Source organism: Caulobacter sp. FV2ps19 (genome assembly GCF_058681035.1).
Genome location: NZ_CM178729.1, coordinates 3,794,453 through 3,815,451, shown reverse-complemented (window position 1 = coordinate 3,815,451; position 20,999 = coordinate 3,794,453). Strand labels below are relative to the sequence as shown.

Annotated in this window: 18 protein-coding genes; 3 read left to right on the top strand and 15 right to left on the bottom strand. The window is 63.3% G+C overall.

Annotation, left to right across the window (positions count from 1 at the left end):
• Window positions 1–724 precede the first annotated feature (724 nt).
• A complete protein-coding gene (locus ACW18B_RS18170; protein WP_492048409.1) occupies window positions 725–1,060 on the top strand; it encodes a hypothetical protein in 336 nt (111 codons plus the stop codon).
• A gap of 56 nt (window positions 1,061–1,116) precedes the next feature.
• Here the strand turns inward: ACW18B_RS18170 and ACW18B_RS18165 are convergent, their stop codons facing one another.
• The 3 genes from ACW18B_RS18165 to ACW18B_RS18155 all read right to left on the bottom strand — a co-directional run bounded on the left by ACW18B_RS18165 (window position 1,117) and on the right by ACW18B_RS18155 (window position 4,993).
• Complete coding sequence (locus ACW18B_RS18165; RefSeq protein ID WP_492048408.1) at window positions 1,117–2,514, bottom strand: restriction endonuclease subunit S; 1,398 nt, start codon at window positions 2,512–2,514, stop codon at window positions 1,117–1,119.
• Between the two features lie 2 nt (window positions 2,515–2,516).
• Entirely contained in the window at window positions 2,517–4,508 is a 1,992-nt protein-coding gene (locus ACW18B_RS18160; protein WP_492048407.1) for a type I restriction-modification system subunit M, read from the bottom strand.
• Between the two features lie 287 nt (window positions 4,509–4,795).
• On the bottom strand, window positions 4,796–4,993 hold the full coding sequence (locus tag ACW18B_RS18155) for a DUF2283 domain-containing protein (RefSeq protein WP_492048406.1): 198 nt from the start codon (window positions 4,991–4,993) through the stop codon (window positions 4,796–4,798).
• A gap of 138 nt (window positions 4,994–5,131) precedes the next feature.
• Here ACW18B_RS18155 and ACW18B_RS18150 point away from each other — a divergent pair, with 138 nt between their 5' ends.
• Window positions 5,132–5,428 carry a nucleotidyltransferase family protein gene (locus tag ACW18B_RS18150; RefSeq protein WP_492048405.1) on the top strand — a complete coding sequence of 99 codons (297 nt, stop codon included), beginning with the start codon at window positions 5,132–5,134 and terminating at the stop codon, window positions 5,426–5,428.
• Window positions 5,429–5,582: 154 nt separating this feature from the next.
• On the opposite strand, the gene lepA is transcribed toward ACW18B_RS18150, so the two are convergent.
• On the bottom strand, window positions 5,583–7,391 hold the full coding sequence (lepA, locus tag ACW18B_RS18145) for a translation elongation factor 4 (RefSeq protein ID WP_492048404.1): 1,809 nt from the start codon (window positions 7,389–7,391) through the stop codon (window positions 5,583–5,585).
• Between the two features lie 162 nt (window positions 7,392–7,553).
• On the opposite strand from lepA, the gene ACW18B_RS18140 reads away from it, so the two are divergent.
• Window positions 7,554–8,162, top strand: a complete 609-nt coding sequence (locus tag ACW18B_RS18140; RefSeq protein WP_492048403.1) for a DUF1134 domain-containing protein — start codon at window positions 7,554–7,556, stop codon at window positions 8,160–8,162.
• On the opposite strand, the gene ACW18B_RS18135 is transcribed toward ACW18B_RS18140, so the two are convergent.
• The 11 genes from ACW18B_RS18135 to ACW18B_RS18085 all read right to left on the bottom strand — a co-directional run bounded on the left by ACW18B_RS18135 (window position 8,159) and on the right by ACW18B_RS18085 (window position 20,669).
• On the bottom strand, window positions 8,159–8,686 hold the full coding sequence (locus tag ACW18B_RS18135; RefSeq protein WP_492048402.1) for a TIGR00645 family protein: 528 nt from the start codon (window positions 8,684–8,686) through the stop codon (window positions 8,159–8,161). The two genes, ACW18B_RS18140 and ACW18B_RS18135, sit on opposite strands and share 4 nt — an antisense overlap.
• Window positions 8,687–8,745: 59 nt before the next feature.
• Complete coding sequence (msrA, locus tag ACW18B_RS18130) at window positions 8,746–9,348, bottom strand: peptide-methionine (S)-S-oxide reductase MsrA (RefSeq protein ID WP_492048401.1); 603 nt, start codon at window positions 9,346–9,348, stop codon at window positions 8,746–8,748.
• Between the two features lie 67 nt (window positions 9,349–9,415).
• Window positions 9,416–9,685: a hypothetical protein gene (locus tag ACW18B_RS18125; protein ID WP_492048400.1), complete on the bottom strand. Its 270-nt coding sequence runs from the start codon at window positions 9,683–9,685 to the stop codon at window positions 9,416–9,418.
• Window positions 9,682–9,978, bottom strand: coding sequence for a hypothetical protein (locus ACW18B_RS18120; protein ID WP_492048399.1), 297 nt, complete (start codon window positions 9,976–9,978; stop codon window positions 9,682–9,684). Before ACW18B_RS18120 ends, ACW18B_RS18125 begins: the two co-directional genes overlap by 4 nt.
• A gap of 1,333 nt (window positions 9,979–11,311) precedes the next feature.
• A complete protein-coding gene (pheT, locus tag ACW18B_RS18115; RefSeq protein WP_492048398.1) occupies window positions 11,312–13,747 on the bottom strand; it encodes a phenylalanine--tRNA ligase subunit beta in 2,436 nt (811 codons plus the stop codon).
• A 160-nt stretch (window positions 13,748–13,907) separates the two neighbouring features.
• Complete coding sequence (gene pheS / locus ACW18B_RS18110) at window positions 13,908–14,996, bottom strand: phenylalanine--tRNA ligase subunit alpha (protein WP_492048397.1); 1,089 nt, start codon at window positions 14,994–14,996, stop codon at window positions 13,908–13,910.
• A 122-nt stretch (window positions 14,997–15,118) separates the two neighbouring features.
• The gene (gene rplT / locus ACW18B_RS18105; RefSeq protein WP_035042428.1) at window positions 15,119–15,478 is read right to left on the bottom strand and encodes a 50S ribosomal protein L20; all 360 of its coding nucleotides are present in this window, start codon (window positions 15,476–15,478) and stop codon (window positions 15,119–15,121) included.
• Between the two features lie 13 nt (window positions 15,479–15,491).
• Window positions 15,492–15,692, bottom strand: coding sequence for a 50S ribosomal protein L35 (gene rpmI / locus ACW18B_RS18100; RefSeq protein ID WP_007672148.1), 201 nt, complete (start codon window positions 15,690–15,692; stop codon window positions 15,492–15,494).
• Between the two features lie 129 nt (window positions 15,693–15,821).
• Complete coding sequence (locus tag ACW18B_RS18095; RefSeq protein WP_492048396.1) at window positions 15,822–16,550, bottom strand: 2OG-Fe(II) oxygenase; 729 nt, start codon at window positions 16,548–16,550, stop codon at window positions 15,822–15,824.
• Between the two features lie 74 nt (window positions 16,551–16,624).
• Window positions 16,625–18,550, bottom strand: coding sequence for an alpha/beta hydrolase family protein (locus ACW18B_RS18090; protein WP_492048395.1), 1,926 nt, complete (start codon window positions 18,548–18,550; stop codon window positions 16,625–16,627).
• Window positions 18,551–18,734: 184 nt separating this feature from the next.
• Window positions 18,735–20,669, bottom strand: coding sequence for an alpha/beta hydrolase family protein (locus tag ACW18B_RS18085; RefSeq protein WP_492048394.1), 1,935 nt, complete (start codon window positions 20,667–20,669; stop codon window positions 18,735–18,737).
• Window positions 20,670–20,999 lie beyond the last annotated feature (330 nt).

Here is a 20,999-nt window from a genome sequence, read left to right as displayed (position 1 = left end):
ACGATCGATTTTTGGGTAAGGCGTTGAGCGGGCTGGGGAAGTTTTGGCGAAGGGCGGGGATGGAGCGGGGGGATGCCCTGCGTCGCCCTATGTGAACTCAAGCGCGCCGTAGTGCTCGGCGAAGCCGCCGCCCCTCGGGGCAGAGCCATCCTTACATCTCACGGCGATCCGCCCTGCACGCTGCAGCCTCCAGGAGATTGAAGGATCGCACCGACCTTGGGGTCGGGTTGCGGGGCTGCCGGCGGGTTGAGCGTCAGAACGATGGTGACAGTCCTCAAACTGGCACGGTGGCGACGGTGCGCTCGTCCAGCGCCCCGCGCCACAAGAGGTCAACTCGGTCTGTGCACCCGACACAGGTTCAGAGCCGTCGCTGAGATAAGTGCACTGTCACCGCAATTCCGTCACCGTAATCCGCCGCAGGCGGAACATCGACACCCGTAGCGAATTGGCTAACGAGCGTTAACCCTGATCTTCCCGACTCGGTCCACACTTTATCCACAGACTTGTTGTGATTGGCAGTGTCTCGCTGGCTGTGGTTCAACAGCCAACATGGGGAATCGTCTGATGGCCAGTCTTGGAGAAGATATCGCCGCCTTCGACCAGATGAAGGCTGAGCTCGAAGCCTCGCACTTCCATGAATGGGTGGTTTTCCACTGCGGTAGGTTCATCGACGCCTTCTCCGATTTCGAGGCGGCGGCGACCCTGGCTGTCGAACGGTTCGGCAATGGTCCGTACCTCATTCGTCAGGTCGGGGCCGGTCCTGTTCAGCTTCCTGGCGGGATGGTTTTCCGACCGGCGCATGCGCTCGATACAAGCGGGCTTTAAGTCCGGCCGCAACGGCGAGAGCCAGGCGGATCTGCTCGTCAGGCTAGGGCCGACGATCCGGGTCGATATCGGCCTGAAGGCGCTTTCGCCTGCTGGCGAAACCCCGAACCTACCGGAAAAGAAGGTCAAGGCGCTGATCGACACCGGCGCGGGCGGCGACTGCATCGACGATGAGTTGGCCCGTCGCCTGAGCCTGCCCGTCACCGCCGCTGTTTCAGAACAATTTTCCCCCTAGCAAACCTTCCACCCTACGAAACTGACAACAATCAAAACCGCCGCTCAAGTGCCCATCTACTCTCTAGCAATTCGTGGACGGATGCCGACAACCGCCAACCATCGCTCCTGAAGCGCAGCTAAGTGGTCATAGGCTTTGACCCGTCCGCTTTCCGCATTGGAGACTTTACGAGCTAGATGAGCGTGCCAGTCCCGGTCCACGTGCCCGTCTGCGGTGCGGCTTACGAAAACCCAGAAATCCCGGACCTGATTCGGATAGATGTGAAGTTGGCCTGAAGACCCGGTTTGATGCCGTAACGTCTGCCGTGTTCCGGCAGGGGAATTGAAAAACAAGGTAAGATACTCGCGCGGTAGGATGTTCTCGTTCACTTTCCATGCCGAGACGTCAACAGCAGCAACGGCGCGGCCATCCATGCAAGGAACAACGGCCGTGCGCCCTAGTGTTCCTAAACCTGTCATGTTCATCACGAGCATGCCATCGGACAGGTAACTCTTGCTACTTTCAACATCCTCGCTACGCATCCTGTCGCAGGATTTTGCGTTGAGGCCTGCAAGTGTTACATCCTTGGTTTTAATGACTGAAACATCGCCATCTGCGTCGTATGATGGTGGCTGGACACCCTTAACGTATCCACGAATGCAGTCTGAAAAACGTATCGCACGACTGGATACGAGATGTTGCTCTAACCGACGATTCGGAACGTCAAAAAACTCTGCGTCATATCTGGATGCCGCTTTCAGAGCCTGCGCTCTCGCAACGAAATTATTGACAGGCGACTTCGCCCCCACCTCCTGCCATCCCATAGCAGAGAGCAATTCGCGCTCCGCCTCCGGATACAGCGCAGTGGCCGTCTCCATCTCAGCGACCGCAGCCAACCATTGATCCCGAAGTCCTTCGGTCACTGGCGTTGGAGGAGGCACAAGGACCGATAGAATGTCCTCGGGGTAGATCTCTACCTGTCGGGAGGAGCCTCGTCTGCGCTGTATGAATTGTGCCCGGCCGAGAGGAGACTGGAGGAATGAGCAGATAAACGGCCCCATGGTTGGGTCCTTTAAACGCACTATCGTGATGTGACCGTCAGCGAAAAACTCTTCATTTGAGAGGTTGCAAAAGACGCGGCCCAGCGTGCCGATGCCGGTCGATGTTATAATCAGGTCTCCCGGCGAGACGACTGCGGCTGGAAATGCGGTAAGGTTCGTTGCAAGAACCCGGGCGTCGCGATCCCGGGAAATCCGAAGCTCTCGGACATTCACACTATTGATCACCCTGACGGTTCCCGTGGGGTCGTAGTTCGGCCCAATCCCTCTCCCAGCGCTGGAGGTGTAGCGCGACAGGGGCTGAGAGCCGATCTCAATCAGGCGATCTCGTAGCGAACTATAGCCGCCAGTGTAGAACTCCGGGTCCCACCTTTGGCTAGTAACCAAAGCGCTCGATGAGGTGACATGATATGACATGTCTATTCGACCGCAAAAGACAGTTTCTGCTGCGCAGACCAAACTCGGAAAGCCGACGAGATCTCGTGAAGATCATGGTCAATAGCCGCAGGTTTGTTGCTCTCGATTACGGGAACGCCATCATCGTCTATGAGGTTTCCATCTTCGTCGCGCTTATAGATGTAGTTGCCGCGGTTATCCTTGCAACTCTTTTCATTTATACCAAGGAATACTTCATAGTCATCCAGAGGTTCTCCTGCCTCTCCGCCCCACTTTTGCAGCAAGAGAACAGATGTCTTGATGCTCGCGAAAGGTCTAAACGTAAAATAAGGAAGCCCCACAACACCAAGGATCCGCGCTTTGCTTCGGATCCAGCGCCTCAAGCTCTCTGTTCCCACATTATTCAAGATGCCCTGTGGCAGCACGATTGCCATTCGGCCGCCGGGCTTTAGTAACTTCAAACCGCGCTCGATGAAGAGTACGTCTCGTTTCATAGAATTTACAGTGCGCTCGCGGCTCGCGCTGGCCGCCGGGGGCGACCCATCGACCATAGCAACTCCATCATCAACGTCTGCGTCGTCTGAGTCATCAAGCTCTCCGGACCGAGCTAGGTCGTATAGTTCAAACACGTTGAGACGCTGTTTTCCGGAAACTTTTCCGGCGAATGGTGGGTTCGTCAAGACGAGATCGAAACTGCCATCTTCCGCATCGCGACTCATTTCACCAACCTTGAAGGTTGCTTCAGAGTTCTGCCAGTCTCGAACGTCTAGCGCGTTAACGCGGAACACATTTGCTTTGCCATCACCAGCAATGATCATCATGGTTTTGGCGACTTTAATCAGGCGATCATCGAAATCTATGCCGAAAAGAAATTCGTTGGCGAACCTATAGATTTCGGCATCGCTCCAGCCGTTCGTTCGACGAACATAATTGATGGTATGCACGAGAAATCCGCACGAACCACAAGCCGGATCTATAATCCGCTCGCCATCTCGCGGATTGAGCATCTCCACCGCCATCTTAACGACAGGGCGCGGCGTGAAATATTGGCCCTTCTGGCCCTTTTGTTCTGGATTAACGAGGTACTCGAACGCGGCGTCGACTACTTCCAGATCCGTTTTCATAAGCGACAATGGCTCTAGCGCAGACGCGCATAGTCTAAGCGCTTCACCCTTAAGCTTAAGCTCGTCACCCTTGTCGAAAATGTTATCCCAGTTCGATCGCCTCTTTGCCGCACTAAACAAGCCGTTCAGACGTTCATAGACCAGATCCGGGTCGCCGGTAGTAACCCGAAACTCGACTGGGTCCGTATCCTTCCGCCTTGGGCGCAACTCGTCATGTAGCTTGGCGAAGAAAAGTTTAAATAACTCATCGAATGCTGTAACGCCCGCATTCGATAGAGCATCATGCTCTAGCCTGAGTATAAGGCTGCGCAGGTCATGTACGGGGCGAAGCTCACCAAATGACAACGGCACTAGGACATCGGACAGATCCTGTCCGAACGCGGGTATCCGCGGGATATCCCGGTACTTGTACGGCGCCTTTTGGGTGACGGGGTCTTCTTCGCGAAGCTGATAACTGTGATCGTTCCCGTTCGACCACACCCCGAAGAAGCAGCCAGTCCATCTTAAATAGGAACGGAGTTGCTCGGCTCCATCCTTTAGATCGGGCTTTTTAAGTTCAAAAACGATTAACCTGTCGGTGCAGGCCTCGTCGGAGAAGACGGTAATGTCAATACGTTCACGGTCAGAATCACTGCCTCGCTGAAGACGGTCCTCAACCTTAATGCGGCCTATAGGGTATTTCAGCGTTTCTTGGATCCAGAGGACAAAGCATTGCCTAACAACTTCCTCGGGTGTGGCTTTCTTCCAGCGACTGCGCACTGGGCACCAAATCTCAATACGGCCGTCCGCTTCCTGAAACTTGATCCGCTGCGGCTCGCCCGCGGTAAAGAAGCTAAGCCCATGCCCCTCTTCACAATGCCGGAACACCTCCTCGAGAAACGCAGCACTCATGATTCACCCCTGACGATCCGCGTCGTTACCGACGCGAGCTAGTTTGCGCAACTAGTCGTGACAAATTGTCAGTACCGTGGAGGTCTGACAAAGACCGATTCCGATACGCTCCATAGAGCGTGTTGAAGATGAACTGTTCTGCATTCCGACACGCTCGGCGCCCACCGCCGCATTTAGGGATTGCGGTGACGGGATTGCGGTGACAGTGCACGAATTCCCATCCCTGCGACGCTGGTGACGGTACCCACCGCCGCCGCCTACTCTGCTGCCTCGATCCGGGCGGTGTCCTAGCGAGGCACCGGCCATTTTGACCATTCTCCCGGCGCCAGGGTCTTGCTGGCGCTGAGGATCTCGATGCCGAGAAGCTTGCCGTCCTGGGTGAAGTCGAGGATCACGACGGGCGAGACCTCTTCGCTCTCATAATAGCCGCCGTCGGCCAGCTTGATATAGGCCGCGTCGGCTTCGGGGTCGTAGCGCTGGGTCATGATCGCGCCTTCCGTTGCATCGCCCTTCGAGCATTACGGTCCAAGACTACCGTAATTGCCCGGCGCCGTCCTCGGGGTTCGAAGCGGCTTTCCCGCCCGCTACTCGCGCCTCAATCGCTTTGCCGCTACAATGCGTCCATGACCCGTGACGCCGTCATCGCCATCCTGAGCGCCGCCGAGGCGGCCCTGCGCGCCATGGGCGTCTCGCGGGCGGCGCTGTTTGGCTCGACTGCGCGGGGCGAGGCGCGGCCCGATAGCGATCTGGACATCTTCGTGGAGCTGGATCCTGCCGCGAAGATTGATCTCTACGACTATGTCGGCATCACCCACTATATCGCCGGCCTGTTCGCCGCGCCGGTCGATGTGGTCGACCGTGCGGGCCTGAAGGCCCATGTGCGGCCGTCCGCCGAACGCGACGCGGTCTATGCCTTCTGAGCGCGACACCCCCTTCTCCCCTTGCGGGAGAAGGTGTCAGCGCAGCTGACGGATGAGGGGTTGATCGTCCTGTCCAGAAAGGCCTGGGAGACCCCTCACCCGACCCCGGCCTTCGCCGGGGCCACCCTCTCCCGCAAGGGGAGAGGGAAGACGATCAATCCTCGTCCATCTTCAGCGCTGCAATAAACGCTTCCTGCGGGATCTCGACCTTGCCGAACTGGCGCATGCGCTTCTTGCCGGCCTTTTGCTTGTCCAGCAGCTTGCGCTTGCGGCTGGCGTCGCCGCCGTAGCACTTGGCGGTGACGTCCTTGCGCAGGGCGCGGACGGTTTCGCGGGCGATGATCTTGCCGCCGATCGCCGCCTGGATGGGGATGACGAACATGTGCTGGGGGATGAGCTCCTTCATCTTTTCGCACATGCCCCGGCCGCGGCTTTCGGCGCGGTCGCGGTGGACCAGCATCGAAAGGGCGTCGACGGGCTCGGCATTGACCAGGATCGACATCTTGACCAGGTCGCCCTGGCGGTAGTCCTCGACCTGGTAGTCGAAGCTGGCATAGCCCTTGGAGATCGATTTAAGGCGGTCATAGAAGTCGAAGACCACCTCGTTCAGCGGCAGGTCATAGACCACCATGGCGCGGCTGCCGACATAGGAGAGCTCGCGCTGCTGGCCGCGACGGTCCTGGCACAGCTTGATCACGCCGCCCAGATAGTCGTCGGGGGTGAAGATGGTGGCCTTGATCCACGGCTCGCTGATGCTCTCAATGTGCATCGGGTCGGGCAGGTCGGCGGGGTTGTGCAGCTCGATCTCGCTGCCGTCGCGCATGTGGATCTTGTAGACCACCGAGGGGGCGGTGGCGATCAGGTCGAGGTCGAACTCGCGCGAGAGGCGCTCCTGGATGATCTCCAGGTGGAGGAGGCCCAGGAACCCGCAGCGGAAGCCGAAGCCCAGGGCGGCGCTGGATTCCATCTCGTAGGTGAAGCTGCCGTCGTTCAGGCGCAGGCGGCCGACGGCGGCGCGCAGGTCCTCGAAGTCGGCGGCGTCGACCGGGAACAGGCCGCAGAACACCACCGGCTGCACGTCCTTGAAGCCGGGCAGGGCGTGGGCGGTGGGCTTCTTCTCGTCGGTGATGGTGTCGCCGACGGCGGCGTCGGCCACTTCCTTGATCTGGGCGGTGATGAAGCCGATCTCGCCGGGGCCCAGGCTCTCGACGGGGGTATTTTTGGGCTTGAAGACGCCGACGCGGTCGATCAGGTGGACCGAGCCGTGCTGCATCATCTTGATCTTCATGCCGGCCTTCAGGCGGCCGTCGATGACGCGGACCAGCACCACGACGCCCAGATAGGCGTCGTACCAGGCGTCGACCAGCAGGGCTTTGAGCGGGGCGTTCTCGTCGCCCTTGGGGGGCGGCAGGCGGGTGACGATGGCTTCCAGCACGTCGTGGATGCCGATGCCCGACTTGGCGCTGGCCAGGACGGCGTCGCTGGCGTCCAGGCCGATCAGGTCCTCGATCTGGGCGCGCACCCGCTCGGGCTCGGCGGCGGGCAGGTCGATCTTGTTGAGGACCGGGACGATCTCGTGATTGTTGTCGATGGCCGAATAGACATTGGCCAGGGTCTGGGCTTCGACGCCCTGGCTGGCGTCGACGACCAGGATCGAGCCTTCGCAGGCGGCCAGGCTGCGGCTGACCTCATAGGCGAAGTCGACGTGGCCGGGGGTGTCCATCAGGTTGAGGACATAGGTCTCGCCGTCGTCGGCCTTGTACTCCAGACGCACGGTCTGGGCCTTGATGGTGATGCCGCGCTCCTTCTCGATCTCCATGTTGTCGAGAACCTGGGCGGTCATTTCGCGCGCGGTCAGGCCGCCGGTCTCCTGGATCAGGCGGTCGGACAGCGTGCTCTTGCCGTGGTCGATATGGGCCACGATCGAGAAATTACGGATCTTGTCGAGAGGCGTCGAAGTCATGCGCCCGCGTCTAGCACATTTGGGCCGTTTCGCGAGAGGGCGATCGGTCGTGTCGAGGGGCGCATTTCCTCATGCTTAACCGAACCTTAAAGCGATGCGCCGCAAACCCGTCCCAATGGGCTGCAACAGTGGCGCAACGATATCTCTGAAAGGCCAACAAGCATGGACCGTCGCACGTTGATCCTGTCGGGCATGGCCGCAGCCGGTGTGTCGGCGACGTCCGCAGCCCAGGCACAGGAAGCCGCCGCCAACGGCACGACCACGCCGGCCTATGACACCGGCTCGGTCCAGACCTATTCCGCCGACGAGATGATCCGCGCCACCTCCGACTTTCTGGGCGTTACGGCCGAGAGCGCCGGAGCCGCCATTGAGAAGGTGTTCCGCGAAAAGGGGCAGCCCACGGGCTATATCGCCGGCGAGGAAGGCTCGGGCGCCATCGCCGTCGGCCTGCGCTACGGTCGCGGCCTGCTCTACATGAAGGGCCGCCCGACGATCGAGACCTTCTGGCAGGGGCCGTCGGTGGGCTGGGACTGGGGCGGCAACGCCAGCCGCGTCTTCACGCTGTGCTATAATCTGCAGTACCCGGACGCCATCTTCCGCCGCTTCCCGGGGGTGGAGGGCAGCGCCTATCTGATCGGCGGCCTGGGCATGAATTACCAGAAGGCCGACGACATCATCCTGGCCCCAATCCGGGCCGGCGTCGGTCTGCGGCTGGGGGCCAATATCGGCTATCTCGGCTACAGCCGTAAGCGGCGGTATATGCCGTTCTAGTGCTTGGCGACCTTGCTGTTGAGCCAGTCCATCAGGGCCAGCAGCACGCCTGAGACGACGAACGACAGGTGAACCACGACCAGCCAGTACAGGCGCGGCTGGTCGATCGGAGTGTTGAGCTCGCTGAGCTTCAGGAACGCCTTGAGCAGGGCGATGGCCGAGATCGCCACGATCGAGGCGATCAGCTTCATCTTCAGACCCGAAAAATCGACCGTGCCCATCCATTCGGGCCGATCTTCGTGCGCGCCGGTGTCGATCTTGGAGACGAAGTTCTCGTAGCCCGACAGGGTGACGATGACCAACAGGTTGGCCGCCAGCGACAGGTCGATCAGGGACAGGGCCAGAAGGATCGCATCCTCGGGCTTCATGCTCAGAATGTGCGGCAGTTCGTGGATCAGTTCCTGGAAGAACACCACCAACAGAGCGCCCAGGGCGATCACCAGGCCCACATAGAACGGGGCCATCAGCCAGCGCGAGGCGAAGAGCCCGCGTTCCAGCATCACTTCCAGGCGAGGTTTGAGCATAGCGAATCCCTGAGCTAAGGCGGCATTTCACCACACTTGGCGGGGGCTCGCGATGGGCTTCAGCCGCCCCAGACTTGCCTGAGCCGCTGGTCGCGACCGCAGCCCATGCGGTAGGCCTGATAGTTCAGGGCGTGCCGCTTGGCGTAGTCGCGGTGGTATTCCTCGGCCGGCCAGAAGGTCTTCAAGTCGAGGATGGGCGTGGCCATCTTGCCGGTCTTCAGCCGCTTGGCGGCGTCGGCGCGGGATTTCTCGGCGATCTGGCGCTGCTCGGGGCCTTTGACGAACACGGCGGGGCGATAGGACGGGCCCCGGTCACAGAATTGGCCGTCGTCGTCGGTGGGGTCGACCAGCTTCCAGTACTTGTAGAGCAGAAAGCCGTAGTCGAGCTGGGCGGGGTCATAGGTGACGCGCACGGCCTCGTAGTGGCCGCTGCGTTCGCTGGTGACATCGCGATAGGTGGGGTGGTCGACGTGACCGCCCGTGTAGCCGGACTCCACCTTCAGAACGCCGGGAATGCCGCCCATGTCGTGCTCCATGCACCAGAAGCAGCCGCCGGCGAATACGGCGGTGGCGGGCTTTGCGGGCTTTGCGGGCGCCGCCGCAAAGGCGGGGACGGCGGCCAGGGCGAACAGGGCGGCGATAAGGGTCAGCAGGCGACGCATGAACGATCTTTCGGGAACGACCCGTTGTGGGGTCCTTCTTGTAGATACGGACGACCGGGCCGTTTGGTTACGCCCGCCAGCCAAAACCGACGCCGCGCACCGATGGACAGGCCGCCAGGCGCGCGGCCAGGCTCTGGGCGCGATCCTCGCCCTGGTCGTCGATCTCCAGGCGAATGGCCAGGATCTGGCCGTCGGGCGCGGCGGTCAGGGCGCGCAGGCGGGTCTGCTGCACGCTGGCCACGCCCAACACCCGCATCAGGGCGTCGGGCGTGTCTTCGGCGGTGACGAGGAACAGGCGGCGACGGTCTTCGACCCGTTTGTCAGGCTCCGGTGTCACGGCCGAAACCACTGATGCTCGACGCTGGCCGAGCTGACGCCGGGCCAGGCGGCGAGATCACGCGCCAGCAGGCGGGCGGCCTGGTCGCCCAGGTGGCGGACGCGCAGCGAGGCCTCGACGATCTGGCCGACCGGCTTGAGGGTCAGGTTGCACAGCTCGGCGCCGCTGTCGGCCAGACCCTGGCGCACGGCGTCCAGCGCGCTGTGGGCGTCCTGGGCGGCCAGCAGCAGCTGGTGAACGGTGACGCCGTCGTCGTCACTGTGGAAGGCGGGTGGTGAAGGCAGGTAGCTCATTGGTTTTCTCATTCCCCTCTGGGTGTTTGGAAGGGCCGACGAAACGCGCAACAAAAAACCCCGCTCCTTTCGGAAGCGGGGCTTTTGAAGATCTTGCGATCCGTCGGCTGCGTTTTGGATTATCTCGCGCGCCGTTGCCCCGTCCGTACCGGAACGGTTTTAATTTGGTTCCACATCATGGTCGCGGCGCACGACATCGCCACGACGGCGGTAAAGCCGGTCGCGAAAACGATGTTGATGGCGAGATGCGAAACCATTGGGACCCAGTGACTCCTTGCGAGCTGTCTAGAGGTAGCGCGGCCGTGGGCTTTTCGCAAGGGCCTGCCTCTGCGGGAGGCAATCGGTCGCGCCCGGGGGCAAAATGTTCGAAGGAAGGGCGTGGGCGCCTAATCTCTAGGCGATCACGCCGTTGTCGCTGGCCGGGGAGGGTTGGGCTGCGTCAGGCCATGAGACATGTCGAAGGTCCGATGCCGGGCCAAGGGCCAATTTCCGCTCACAAGCCTGGGCGGACGCTGAGAAAGTCCACGCCGGGCCCGTTTTTCATCCGTCTCCCCGGCCTTCGCCGGGGAGAACGGGTAAGGGTCAGGCCCAACCTTTCAATCGTCATTCCCGCCCTTGTGGCGGGAACCCCTGGTTCAGCTGACGCGTGAGACGCCAGCGAAGGGCGCGCGCCCTTCGCCCCTCCCGCCCCTGCGGCCGATAGAGGGGTTCCCGCCACAAGGGCGGGAATGACGGCGGAGAAGGGGGATAAGCCGCGCTCAATCCCCGTCGTTTCCGCGACAAAATACAACCTTTTCAACGCTCTACAAAATAATCGAGCGCACCAATCCCCGGCGTTCAAACCTGCCGTATTCTAAACCCACCTCGTCGTTGGGAAGGGCGCGCGGCCAGCGACCAAAGCGGCGGCGGGGTGTGGTCGAGCGGGAAGCTCAATCGATGGCGGGAGGAGGGCTTTGCGCTCTGGGCCGTCAACCTCGTGGTCTCTGGCTGCGGTCGGCCGTGGAACACTAAAACGACGTGGCCACGAGGGTCGGGCGAGCAGCAGGCGGGCTGAAAGGTCCGCGGTCCGGGTGGGAGTCGCGCTCCTGTCCGCCCGTCGCAGGCGTCGAGGGTCAGGCGATAACACCGCCCAGCCGGAAGCGCTTGCGGATAACGGCCGCGCGGAGCGCACGGCTTCGTCGAAACGGTAATCTCTATCTCTCATCCGGACGTCGTCCGGACGCTCCGCAGCCCTTCCCATCCCTTCAGCGGTGATCCGCGTGAGGCCGAGACCTCGTGTCTTCTCCCTTCCCCCTTGGATGGGGGAAGGGAGAAGAGGAGAAGGCGCCTGGCCCTAGCTCCGCAGCTTGCCGCCGGCCTTTTCGGCCGCGCCGACGATCTTGGCCGACAGGGCCTCGATGTCGGCGTCGGTGAGGGTGGCGTCGCGGGGCTGGATCACGACTTCCAGGGCGATCGACTTGAAGCCCTCCGGCACGCCGGGGCCCTCATAGACGTCGAACACCCGGGCGGCGGTGATCAGGGCCTTGTCGGCGCCCAGCGCGGCCCGGACCAGGTCGCCCGCCGCCTTGGTCTTGTCGACCAGGAAGGCGAAGTCGCGGGTCAGGGGCATCAGCGGCGAGGGCGTGAAGGCGGGCCTGGACTTGATGGCCTTCTTCTTGGGTTCGGGGATCGCCTCCAGGGTGATCTCGAAGCCATAGACCGGGCCGGCCACGTCGAGGGCCTTGAGGACCGCCGGATGCAGCTCGCCGAACTCGGCCATCACCGCCTTGGGGCCCAGTTGCAGCCGGGCCGAGCGGCCGGGATGCCACCAGGACGAGGCCGAGCCCTGAACGGTCTGCAGCTTGTCGACCGGCGCGTTCAGCTCCTCCAGCAGGGCCAGCAGGTCGGCTTTGACCGAGAACAGGTCGTCCTGCGCCGCCTTGTCCCAGCCGCGCGGGGCGTGGGGGGCCAGGATCACGGCGACCGTGGTGCGCTGGTCCTCTGGACGGTCGCCCAGGAAGACGGGGCCGATCTCGAACAGGGCCGCGTCGGGGAAGCCCTTGCGGGCGTTGCGGCCGGCCGCCTCGATCAGGTTGGGCAGCAAGGAGGGGCGCATGCAGTCCAGCTCCGAGGCGATCGGATTGGCCAGCACCAGCTCGGCCGCGCCGCCGCCGAACAGGGCCGCGGTCTTCTGGTTGGTAAAGCTCCAGGTCAGGGCCTCGGCATAGCCGGCCGCCGCCAGGGCGCGACGGGCCACACGGACTCGGGCCTGCTTGGCCGTGAGCACGCCGCCGACGGCGCGCGGAACCTCGGGCAGGGGCGTCGAGGGCAGGGCGCCATAGCCGGCGATGCGCGCCACTTCCTCGACCAGATCGGCCTTGCCCGCCACGTCGCGCCGGAAGGTCGGCGGGGTCACGGTCCAGGGCGAGCCCAGAACGATGTCGAAGCCCAGGTCGGCCAGGATTTGCCGGGTGCGTTCGGGCGTCACGGCCAGGCCCGACAGCTGTTCGACATAGTCGGGCTCGAACGGGAAGGCGGTCGGCGCAGCCGGAGCCTCGCCGGCCACCACGATCTCCGACGGCTCGCCGCCGCACAGTTCCAGGATCAGCTTGGTCGCCAGCTCCAGGCCCGGAACCATCGAGCCTGTGTCGACCGTGCGGGCGAAGCGATACTGGGCGTCGCTGTTGATGCCGGTGGTACGGCCGGTCTGGGCGATGCGGATCGGCTCGAACCAGGCGCTCTCGACGAAGACGTCGGTGGTCCCGTCGCTGCAGCCGGTGCTCTCGCCGCCCATCACGCCGCCCAGGCCGATCGGGCGATTGCCGTCGGCGTCGGCGATCACGCCCATGTCGGGCGTGATGTCATAGGTCTTGCCGTCCAGGGCGATCAGCTGCTCGTCCTGATGCTCGGCCGGCGACGGCTTGTCGCCCGGCGTCGCTTCGGCCTTGCCGCGACCCAGGCGGGCCTCGATCGTGGTCCCGACCAGCTTGGCGGCGTCATAGACGTGCAGTGGTCGGGCGCGGTCGTAGGACACCAGGTTGGTGATGTCGACCAGGGCGCTGATCGGGCGCAGGCCAATGGCCAACAGACGATCCTGCAGCCACCCAGGACTTGGACCGTTACGGACGCCGCGGATCAGGCGGCCGGCGAACACCGGGCAGGCCTCGCCGTCGACCTTGATGCTGATCGGGCAGGGGAAGGTTCCGGCCACGGGGGCGATCGACTGATCCTTCAACGTCCCGACGCCGGCGGCCGCGAGGTCGCGGGCGATGCCGGCCACGCCCAGCCAGTCGGGGCGGTTGGGGGTGACCTCGAAGTCGATGACGGCTTCCAGGCCCAGCGCTGTCGCGGCGGGCGCACCAACGGCCAGGGAGTCAGGAAGCTCCATGATGCCGTCGCTCTCGCTGGCGGCTTCCAGCTCGGCGGCCGAGCACAGCATGCCGTTGGAGACCACGCCGCGCACTGGCTTCTCGACCAGGGTGACGCCCAGGCCCGGCACATAGGCGCCGATCGGAGCGTAGATCGTGGTCAGGCCCGCCCGAGCGTTGGGTGCGCCGCAGACAATTTCCTTGATGCCATCCACCGTTTCTACCTGACAAACCCGCAGGCGGTCGGCGTTGGGGTGCTGCACGGCCTCGATGATTTTCGCGACCGTGAAGGCGGCCAGCTTGGTGGCCGGATCGGTGACGTGCTCGACCTCGAGCCCGGCCATGGTCATGGCGGCGACGACGTCGGTGGCGGAGGCCTCGGTATCGAGGTGATCCTTGAGCCAGGAGAGGGTGAATTTCATTGTTGGAACTCACGGTTCCTTCTCCCCTTGCGGGAGAAGGTGGCCTGCGAAGCAGGACGGATGAGGGGTTTCTCGGCGTCGTCCGCGCCACCCCTCATCCGGCCCTTCGGGCCACCTTCTCCCGCAAGGGGAGAAGGAGAGAGGAGACGCGATGGACGCATCAGCTGAGACCGGAAGCCGCGTTCGGCGCGGCGAAGGCGCTGAAGCCGTAATGGGCCAGCCAGCGACTGTCGGAGGACCACATGTCGCGCAGGTCGGGCATGCCGTATTTCAGCATTCCCAGCCGGTCGACGCCCAGGCCGAAGGCGAAGCCCTGATACTCGTCGGGATCGATGCCGCAGGCGCGCAGGACATTGGGATGCACCATGCCGCAGCCCAGGATCTCGAGCCACGACGTGCCCTGGCCGATCTTGATCTCGCCGCCGCTGCGGTCGCACTGGACGTCCATCTCGGCCGAGGGCTCGGTGAACGGGAAGTGGTGCGGACGGAACTGGGTGGTCACCGCGTCGGTCTCGAAGAACCGCGCCAGGAAGGTTTCCAGGGTCCATTTCAGGTGGCCCATATGGATGCCCTTGTCGATCACCAGGCCCTCGACCTGGTGGAACACCGGCGTGTGGGTGGCGTCGTTGTCGCAGCGATAGGTGCGGCCCGGGGCGATGATCCGGATCGGCGGCTTTTGCGACATCATCGTCCGCACCTGCACCGTCGAGGTGTGGGTGCGCAGCAGCAGGCGCTCGGCTTCCGAGCCGTCCGCATTGATCTTCGGGTTGAAGAAGAAGGTGTCGTGCATCTCCCGCGCCGGGTGCTTGGGCGGGAAGTTCAGGGCCGTGAAGTTGTGGAAGTCGTCGTCGATGTCCGGACCTTCAGCCACCGCGAAGCCCATCTCGGCGAAGATGGCGACCATCTCGTCCATGGTCTGCATGGTGGGGTGGACCGATCCCTTGCGGCGATAGGGCGCCGGCAGGGTCAGATCCAGCGTCTCGCTGGCCAGGCGCGCGTCGAGCTCGGCGGCCTCGAGGGCGGCCTTTTTCTCGGCGATGGCGGCGGCAGCGACATCGCGCAGGGCGTTGATCGCCGCGCCCTGGGTCTTGCGCTCCTCGGGGCTCATCGCGCCCAGGGTTTTCAGCAGGCCGGAGATCGAGCCGGTCTTGCCCAGGGCCGCGACGCGCACGGCGTCGAGGGCGGAAAGGTCGGCGGCGGCGGCGACTTGCGCCAGCACATCGGATTCGAGGGTTTTGAGATCGGTCATGACGGGCATCCGTCTAGAGCATTCGGGCGGGGCGGAGTAGGGGAGCGCGCAGCAAAAAGCCCCCCGGTTCGCACCGGGGGGCTTTTCAGATCGCAATCGGATCCGGGGATCCGAAAAAGACCTTAGGCGGCCAGGGCGGTGCGGACCTTGTCAGCAATGGCCTTGAACGCGACCGGGTCTTGACCCGCGATATCCGAGAGGACCTTACGGTCGATCACGATACCCGCCACGTCCAGGCCGTGGATAAATTGCGAGTAGGTGAAGCCCTCGGTGCGGGCGCCGGCGTTGATGCGTTGGATCCACAGCGAGCGGAAGGCGCGCTTGCGCACCTTGCGGTCGCGGTACGCGTATTGACCGGCCTTATCGACGGCGGCCTTGGCGGTGCGGATGGTGTTCTTGCGGCGACCGTAGAAGCCTTTTGCCTGCTCAAGAACCTTCTTGTGCTTGGCGTGGGCGGTAACGCCCCGTTTGACGCGAGCCATGTGTCAGCGCTCCTTAAAGGCCGTAGGGCAGGTACGAACGGATGGTCTTGGCGTCGGATTCGCTCATGACCTTCGTTCCGCGGTTTTGGCGGATGTACTTGCCGTTGTGGCCGATCAGACGGTGACGCTTGCCGGCGACGCCGGCTTTCAGCAGGCCCGTGGCCGTGATCTTGAAGCGCTTCTTCGCGCCCGACTTGGTCTTCAACTTAGGCATTTCGCGTCGGAGCTTTCGCCCCGTCCTCTGGGATAGCAAGACGAACCGCCATGGCATGCCAATAAGCCAGGCGGTTCCGGAAAGGCGGGGTTAGTACGGGAAAGAGTCGGGGAAGGCAAGGGCGCCGGTTCAGTCGCGCGCCCGGATCCACCCTGTCAGAGCCAGTCGCGGCGTTGCGGCCTGTGGCGTCACATAGGTGACAGCGTGTTTTTGCGGGACGCGGAAGATATTCAGGGCGTTGAAGCAGGGCGTGTAGCCCTCGGCGATATGGCCGTCCTCGTCCAGAAAGGTCAGCAGGCCGCCCCAGTCGGCCCGCCAGTGTGGCGTCAGGTTCAGCACGTAGGCGTAGAGGCGATTCTTGCCCGCGACGTAGTCGTCGTGTTCGGTCAGAAAGTGTCCGGATCGGTAGCGCGTGGCCTGGCAGTCGCAGAAGCGGGGGCGGCTGTCGCCGGTCAGTGTCCGCACGAAATCCAGAAAGGCCGGCCCGTTGAGAAGGTCATAGGCCGCCTCGACCAGCAGCCCCCGACGCCGGCCCGCATCGACCTCGTCACTGACCCGCCAGTTGTCGAACCGAAAGCCGAAGCCGTCGCGGGTTTCCTGCGCGATCTGACGGTCCAGGGCCAGGCTCTGTTCGGAGGGCAGGGGGCGCGCGCCATCCAGGGCCGTGCTCCAGACCTTCTTGCCCAGGCCCAGGACATTGTCCCAGGGCGTCTCTTGATCCAGCGACCTGTGCAGGCGGACCGCTGAATCCGCCGTCAGAAAGCCGGGGATGTGAAGGCGCCCAGCCGTGTTGAAGGCCGCGCGCCAGGCTTCCGGCGTCAGGGCGGGGTCGATGGACAGGGCGGAGGCGGCCAGCATGGGGGCTTGGTAGTACAGCGCGCGTCAGCGCCCAACATCGAAAGTGGCTCCGTCGTCGGAGGCGTCCCCGCGTCCTAGTTCGGCGGATTGTGCTTTTCCAGGAAGGTCACGGTCGCGGCCAGCATCTGCTGGCGGGTTGTTTCGCGGGAAAGCCAATGGTCCTCGCCCTTCAGGGTGACGAACTCCACGGGCTTGCGGGCCTGTTCCAGCGCCTGACGCATGTCTGTGCTCTGATCGTAATAGACCACAGTGTCATCCTTGCCGTGGATCAGCAGCACCGGACCGTCCGCCTGGGCGGCAAAGTTCACTGGCGACCTTTCGGCAAGCTTGGGATCCGACGGCGACGTCACGCCCATATAGCGCTTCCAGTACCGCACGGCCGAACTGGTGTTGCCGCCCTGGCTGACGTCCTTGGCCAGCATTTTGGCCATGTCGGACACCCCCGCTACCGCCACCGCGCAGCGATAGACCCCCTTGTCGAGGGTGATCCCGGCTAGGGCGGCGTAGCCGCCATAGCTGGCGCCGGCGATGCAGACGCGTCTGGGGTCGATCGTGCCGGCTTTGGCTAGCATCCGCACACCATCAGACAGATCGGTCTGCATCTTGCCGCCCCACTCGCCATATCCTGCCTCGGTGAAGGTGCGGCCATAGCCGCTGGATCCGCGGAAGTTGGGTTGCAGCACGGCGTAACCACGTGAAGCCAGGGCCTGGGCCCACCAGTCGAACCCTGCGCTGTCGCGGTACTCGGGGCCGCCATGGGGCAGGACGATCAGGGGAAGCCCCTTGGCGGCCCTGCCGCTGGGCAGGGTCAGATATCCGTTGATCTCGAGGCCATCAGCCGCCTTGTACTGAACCGCCTGAACCTGAGCGATATCCGCGCCGGTGAGGGCCGGATAGGCGGCGCCGATCCGCTTGACCTTCTTGGCGCCCAGATCGACCAGATAGTATCCGCCGGGCTCGCCGGTGCCCTCGACATAGGCCACCAGCTTGGCGAAATCGGGCGTGTGCGCCGACAGCAGCACCTGCCGGCCCGCGAACACCTGGCGCACCTGGGGCCAGGCCGCCTTGATCCGGGGTTCGGTGAACTCGTACTCGCGATAGACGTCTTCATAGGTCGAGCCGATGATCCGGTTCTCGCCGTCAGTCACCATGGAGTATAGGCCCTTGGGCGTTATATCCGCGCCCAGCTTGCCGTCGGCCAGGGAGACCGGCGCCATGTTCCACTTTTTGGCCGTGTCATCCCAGATCGACAGCATGACCGCCGTCTCGTCATAGGTCAGGCCCGAGACATAGGGATGATCAAGCGGCGCGATCGCCGAATAGGCCTCGCTCCAGGCGCCGTCGCGGCGCAGGTCCAGGCTCCAGCGGCCATCACGCGACCGGAACTTTGTGCGGGCCAGAAGTGTCCCGTCGGGCTTGGCCAGATAGCCCTGCGTATCCTTGTCGCCCATCTGTTGGCGACGGGCGATGCCGGTGTCGGGGTCCAAGCGATAGAGGTCGTAGTGGCCGTCCTGATCGGCATAGGCTTCCTTGGCGTAGAGGCCCGCCCAGATCACCGGTTTGCCGCCCCACACGCCGCCGTACGGCTGCTCCCACATCACATTGAGAACACTCTCCTCCGAGCCATTGGGCAATTGCACGATCGCGCCGGTCTTGGCGTTGAGGCTGAGCGCCTGGAAATATTCGCCAACAAAGGCGACGCCCGAGATGCCGACGGTCGAGGACACCTGGATGACGACATGGCTGTCGCCGATCCACGACACGCTCCGCACCTTGCGATCGCCCATGTTGAGAGAGTGATGGACGGTTCCATCCACGCCCTGCACCACGATATGGGCAGAGCCGCCCTCTTGGATGATATAGGCCAGCTGTTCGCCACTGGCCGAAATGTCGACACCCATCATAGCCGGCAAACGGCCATAGGCTTCGACGGGCGCAGCGTTCACGCCGCCTATCCCAACTATCAGCGCCGCCAGAACACCCGTCAGCAACTTAAGCATGAAGTTCCCCAAACTCGACACCCCTGAGGCTAGTGGAGCGGTCTAGGCCTGTCGAGACTCTCACGTCTCAAGCATGGCGCGTTGAACGATTGTTATCTCCATCCAGACCGCACACAGCGCCAGTAGGCCAACCAACAGGCAAGACCGCTGACGGCTGCGACAGGTCACATGCTGAAGTAGCGTCCTAGTTCGGCGGATTGTGCTTTTCCAGGAACTCGACCGTCGAGGTCAGCATGGTCAGGCGGGTGGCGCCGCTGGACAGCCAGTGATCCTCGCCCTTCAGGGTGACGAATTCGACGGGCTTTCCGGCCTTTTTCAAGGCCTTCTCCATGATCTGGCTTTGGACATAGGGGACCACGGTGTCGTCCTTGCCGTGGATCAGCAGGATCGGAATATCCACCGTGTCGGCGAGCTGTGCGGGAGAGATCACCGCCAGGTCGGGGTCTTTCAGGCCCTCGGCGCCCATGAACCGCAGCCAGTAGCGCAGGGCGGAATTGCTGGAGGTGAGGAAGCGTTTCTGATTGTCGGCAAGCATGCGCTTGAGATCCGCAGGGCCCGCCACCGAGACGGCGCAGCGATAGACGCCCTTGTCGAGCGTCGCGCCGGCCAGGGCCGCATAGCCGCCATAGGAGGCGCCGACGATGCAGACCCGCTTGGGGTCGATCAGGCCCTGGGCCGCGAGGTCGCGCACGCCGTCCGAAAGGTCGGTCTGCATGGCCTTGCCCCATTCGCCAAACCCGGCTTTCACGAAGTCCCAGCCAAAGCCTTCCGAACCGCGGAAATTGGGTCGCAGCACGGCGTAGCCGCGCGAGGCCAGGGCCTGGCTCCACCAGTCGAACCCTGGGGTGTCGCGGCCTTCCGGTCCGCCATGCGGCAGAACCACCAGCGGCAGGTACTTGGCGGCCTTGCCGCGCGGCAGGGTCAGGTAGCCGCTGATCTCCAGGCCGTCCTTGGCCTTGTAGCGGATCGAGCGGACCGGGGAGATATGTTCGGGCGTCAGTCCGCTATAGTCGGAGCCCAACCAGCTGGCGGTTTTGGCGTCGAGGTCGACCAGGGCGTAGGCGGGCCCTTCGGTGGGCGAGTCGACGTTCACGACCACCTTGCGCCGGTCTTCCGACCAGGACGCCAGCCTGACCCGCTCGCCTTTGAACGCCTTGGTGACAGCGTTCCAGGTCGCCTGGCTCTTGGGGTCGAAAAAGGTATAGCGCAGATCGTCCCCGATAAGGCTGACCCCGCCCAGCAAACTCAGATCGGCCGGATCATGCAGCAGGCCGTCCAGTTCGACGCCCTTGGGCAGATCAAGCTGGGTTTCGTCGAAACTGTACTCGCGCAGGATCGTGTTGGCGTCTTCGTCGCGTTTCCAGACCAGCACCGACTTGCCATCGCGGCCAAAGCCGGAAATCCCGTAGGAGCCCATCGGCGAGATCGCGGTGTCGACCGTTTTCCAGTTCCTGTTGATCTTGAGCTTCAGCGACCACTGGCCGGTCTTCTGATTGTAAAGGGACTGCGCGACCGGGGCGCCGTCGAGGTCGACCAGCCAGCCATCGGTATTACGGTCGCCATTGGCGTTCACCATGCTGGTGAAGCCGGTGCGCAGATTGGCGCGGTACAGGGTGTCCTCGCCTATATTGTTGACGAAGTGCACGCCCTCCACAAAGACTTGGAGCACGCCATCGACCGTTCGCACCATCGGCTGGCCGATGATTATGTTCATGGCGTCCTGCTGGTTCTTCAACAGCGGCGTCTGCTTGCCGGTGGTGATGTTGAAGTCCAAAGCCTGGTAATATTCGCGCTTGGGGCCAGACAGGCCAAACACCTCGGCGGTCGAAGACGTGATGATCAGCACGTGTTCAGGTCCAGCCCATTGCACGCCGCGAACCTTGACCACGCCCATGTTGATGCCGGTGACCAGCTTAGTGTCGGTTTTTCGGATCGCCAGGGCGCGTTGTTCGCCGTCCGAGAGGGTTAGGGCCAGCAGGTTTCCATCCGGCGAAATCTCGATCCGCTCGACATTGGGAAGCTGACCATAGGTGGCCAAGGCGGGCAATTCACCGGCGTGTGCGCCGGCGGTAAGCAACGCTATCCATGCCGCAGCGGCGGCCAAACTCAACTTGATCAAGTCCAAATTCCCCCGAATTCGGACCGAGCCTATCAAAGAGAGTGCCGCTGTCGACTGTTTCCTGAGGTTGTGCTCGGCGGTTTGGGTCTGGAGGTCACGCTTCTGCGTGCGGCTGTCACGCCGCCCTGGCCGGCGAGGGCAGTTTGCCCATCTCCCAGAGAGCCGGCCGCGCTCCGCGCGGTTCCGGCCTGAAGCGGACGCCGGGTTGTGGAACAAGGGCCGGCCGGCCGGGGCGCGCTCGGCTGGAGATGATGAGGGGGCTCAGGACTTTGTTCCTGAGGCCGGCCTAGTTGATCGCCGGGAAGACCGAGCGTGCGATAGATATCGCGC

Bases quoted from the DNA above. Each gene is read 5' to 3' on its own strand.
- lepA (WP_492048404.1), bottom strand. From the start codon at position 7,391: ATGACTTCGACGCCTCTCGACAAGATCCGTAATTTCTCGATCGTGGCC.
- rpmI (WP_007672148.1), bottom strand. From the start codon at position 15,692: ATGCCTAAGTTGAAGACCAAGTCGGGCGCGAAGAAGCGCTTCAAGATC.
- msrA (WP_492048401.1), bottom strand. From the start codon at position 9,348: ATGCGTCGCCTGCTGACCCTTATCGCCGCCCTGTTCGCCCTGGCCGCC.
- ACW18B_RS18090 (WP_492048395.1), bottom strand. From the start codon at position 18,550: ATGCTTAAGTTGCTGACGGGTGTTCTGGCGGCGCTGATAGTTGGGATA.
- pheT (WP_492048398.1), bottom strand. From the start codon at position 13,747: ATGAAATTCACCCTCTCCTGGCTCAAGGATCACCTCGATACCGAGGCC.
- ACW18B_RS18135 (WP_492048402.1), bottom strand. From the start codon at position 8,686: ATGCTCAAACCTCGCCTGGAAGTGATGCTGGAACGCGGGCTCTTCGCC.
- ACW18B_RS18095 (WP_492048396.1), bottom strand. From the start codon at position 16,550: ATGCTGGCCGCCTCCGCCCTGTCCATCGACCCCGCCCTGACGCCGGAA.
- ACW18B_RS18140 (WP_492048403.1), top strand. From the start codon at position 7,554: ATGGACCGTCGCACGTTGATCCTGTCGGGCATGGCCGCAGCCGGTGTG.
- ACW18B_RS18120 (WP_492048399.1), bottom strand. From the start codon at position 9,978: ATGAGCTACCTGCCTTCACCACCCGCCTTCCACAGTGACGACGACGGC.
- ACW18B_RS18165 (WP_492048408.1), bottom strand. From the start codon at position 2,514: ATGTCATATCATGTCACCTCATCGAGCGCTTTGGTTACTAGCCAAAGG.
- ACW18B_RS18170 (WP_492048409.1), top strand. From the start codon at position 725: ATGGTCCGTACCTCATTCGTCAGGTCGGGGCCGGTCCTGTTCAGCTTC.
- ACW18B_RS18150 (WP_492048405.1), top strand. From the start codon at position 5,132: ATGACCCGTGACGCCGTCATCGCCATCCTGAGCGCCGCCGAGGCGGCC.
- ACW18B_RS18155 (WP_492048406.1), bottom strand. From the start codon at position 4,993: ATGACCCAGCGCTACGACCCCGAAGCCGACGCGGCCTATATCAAGCTG.
- rplT (WP_035042428.1), bottom strand. From the start codon at position 15,478: ATGGCTCGCGTCAAACGGGGCGTTACCGCCCACGCCAAGCACAAGAAG.
- pheS (WP_492048397.1), bottom strand. From the start codon at position 14,996: ATGACCGATCTCAAAACCCTCGAATCCGATGTGCTGGCGCAAGTCGCC.
- ACW18B_RS18160 (WP_492048407.1), bottom strand. From the start codon at position 4,508: ATGAGTGCTGCGTTTCTCGAGGAGGTGTTCCGGCATTGTGAAGAGGGG.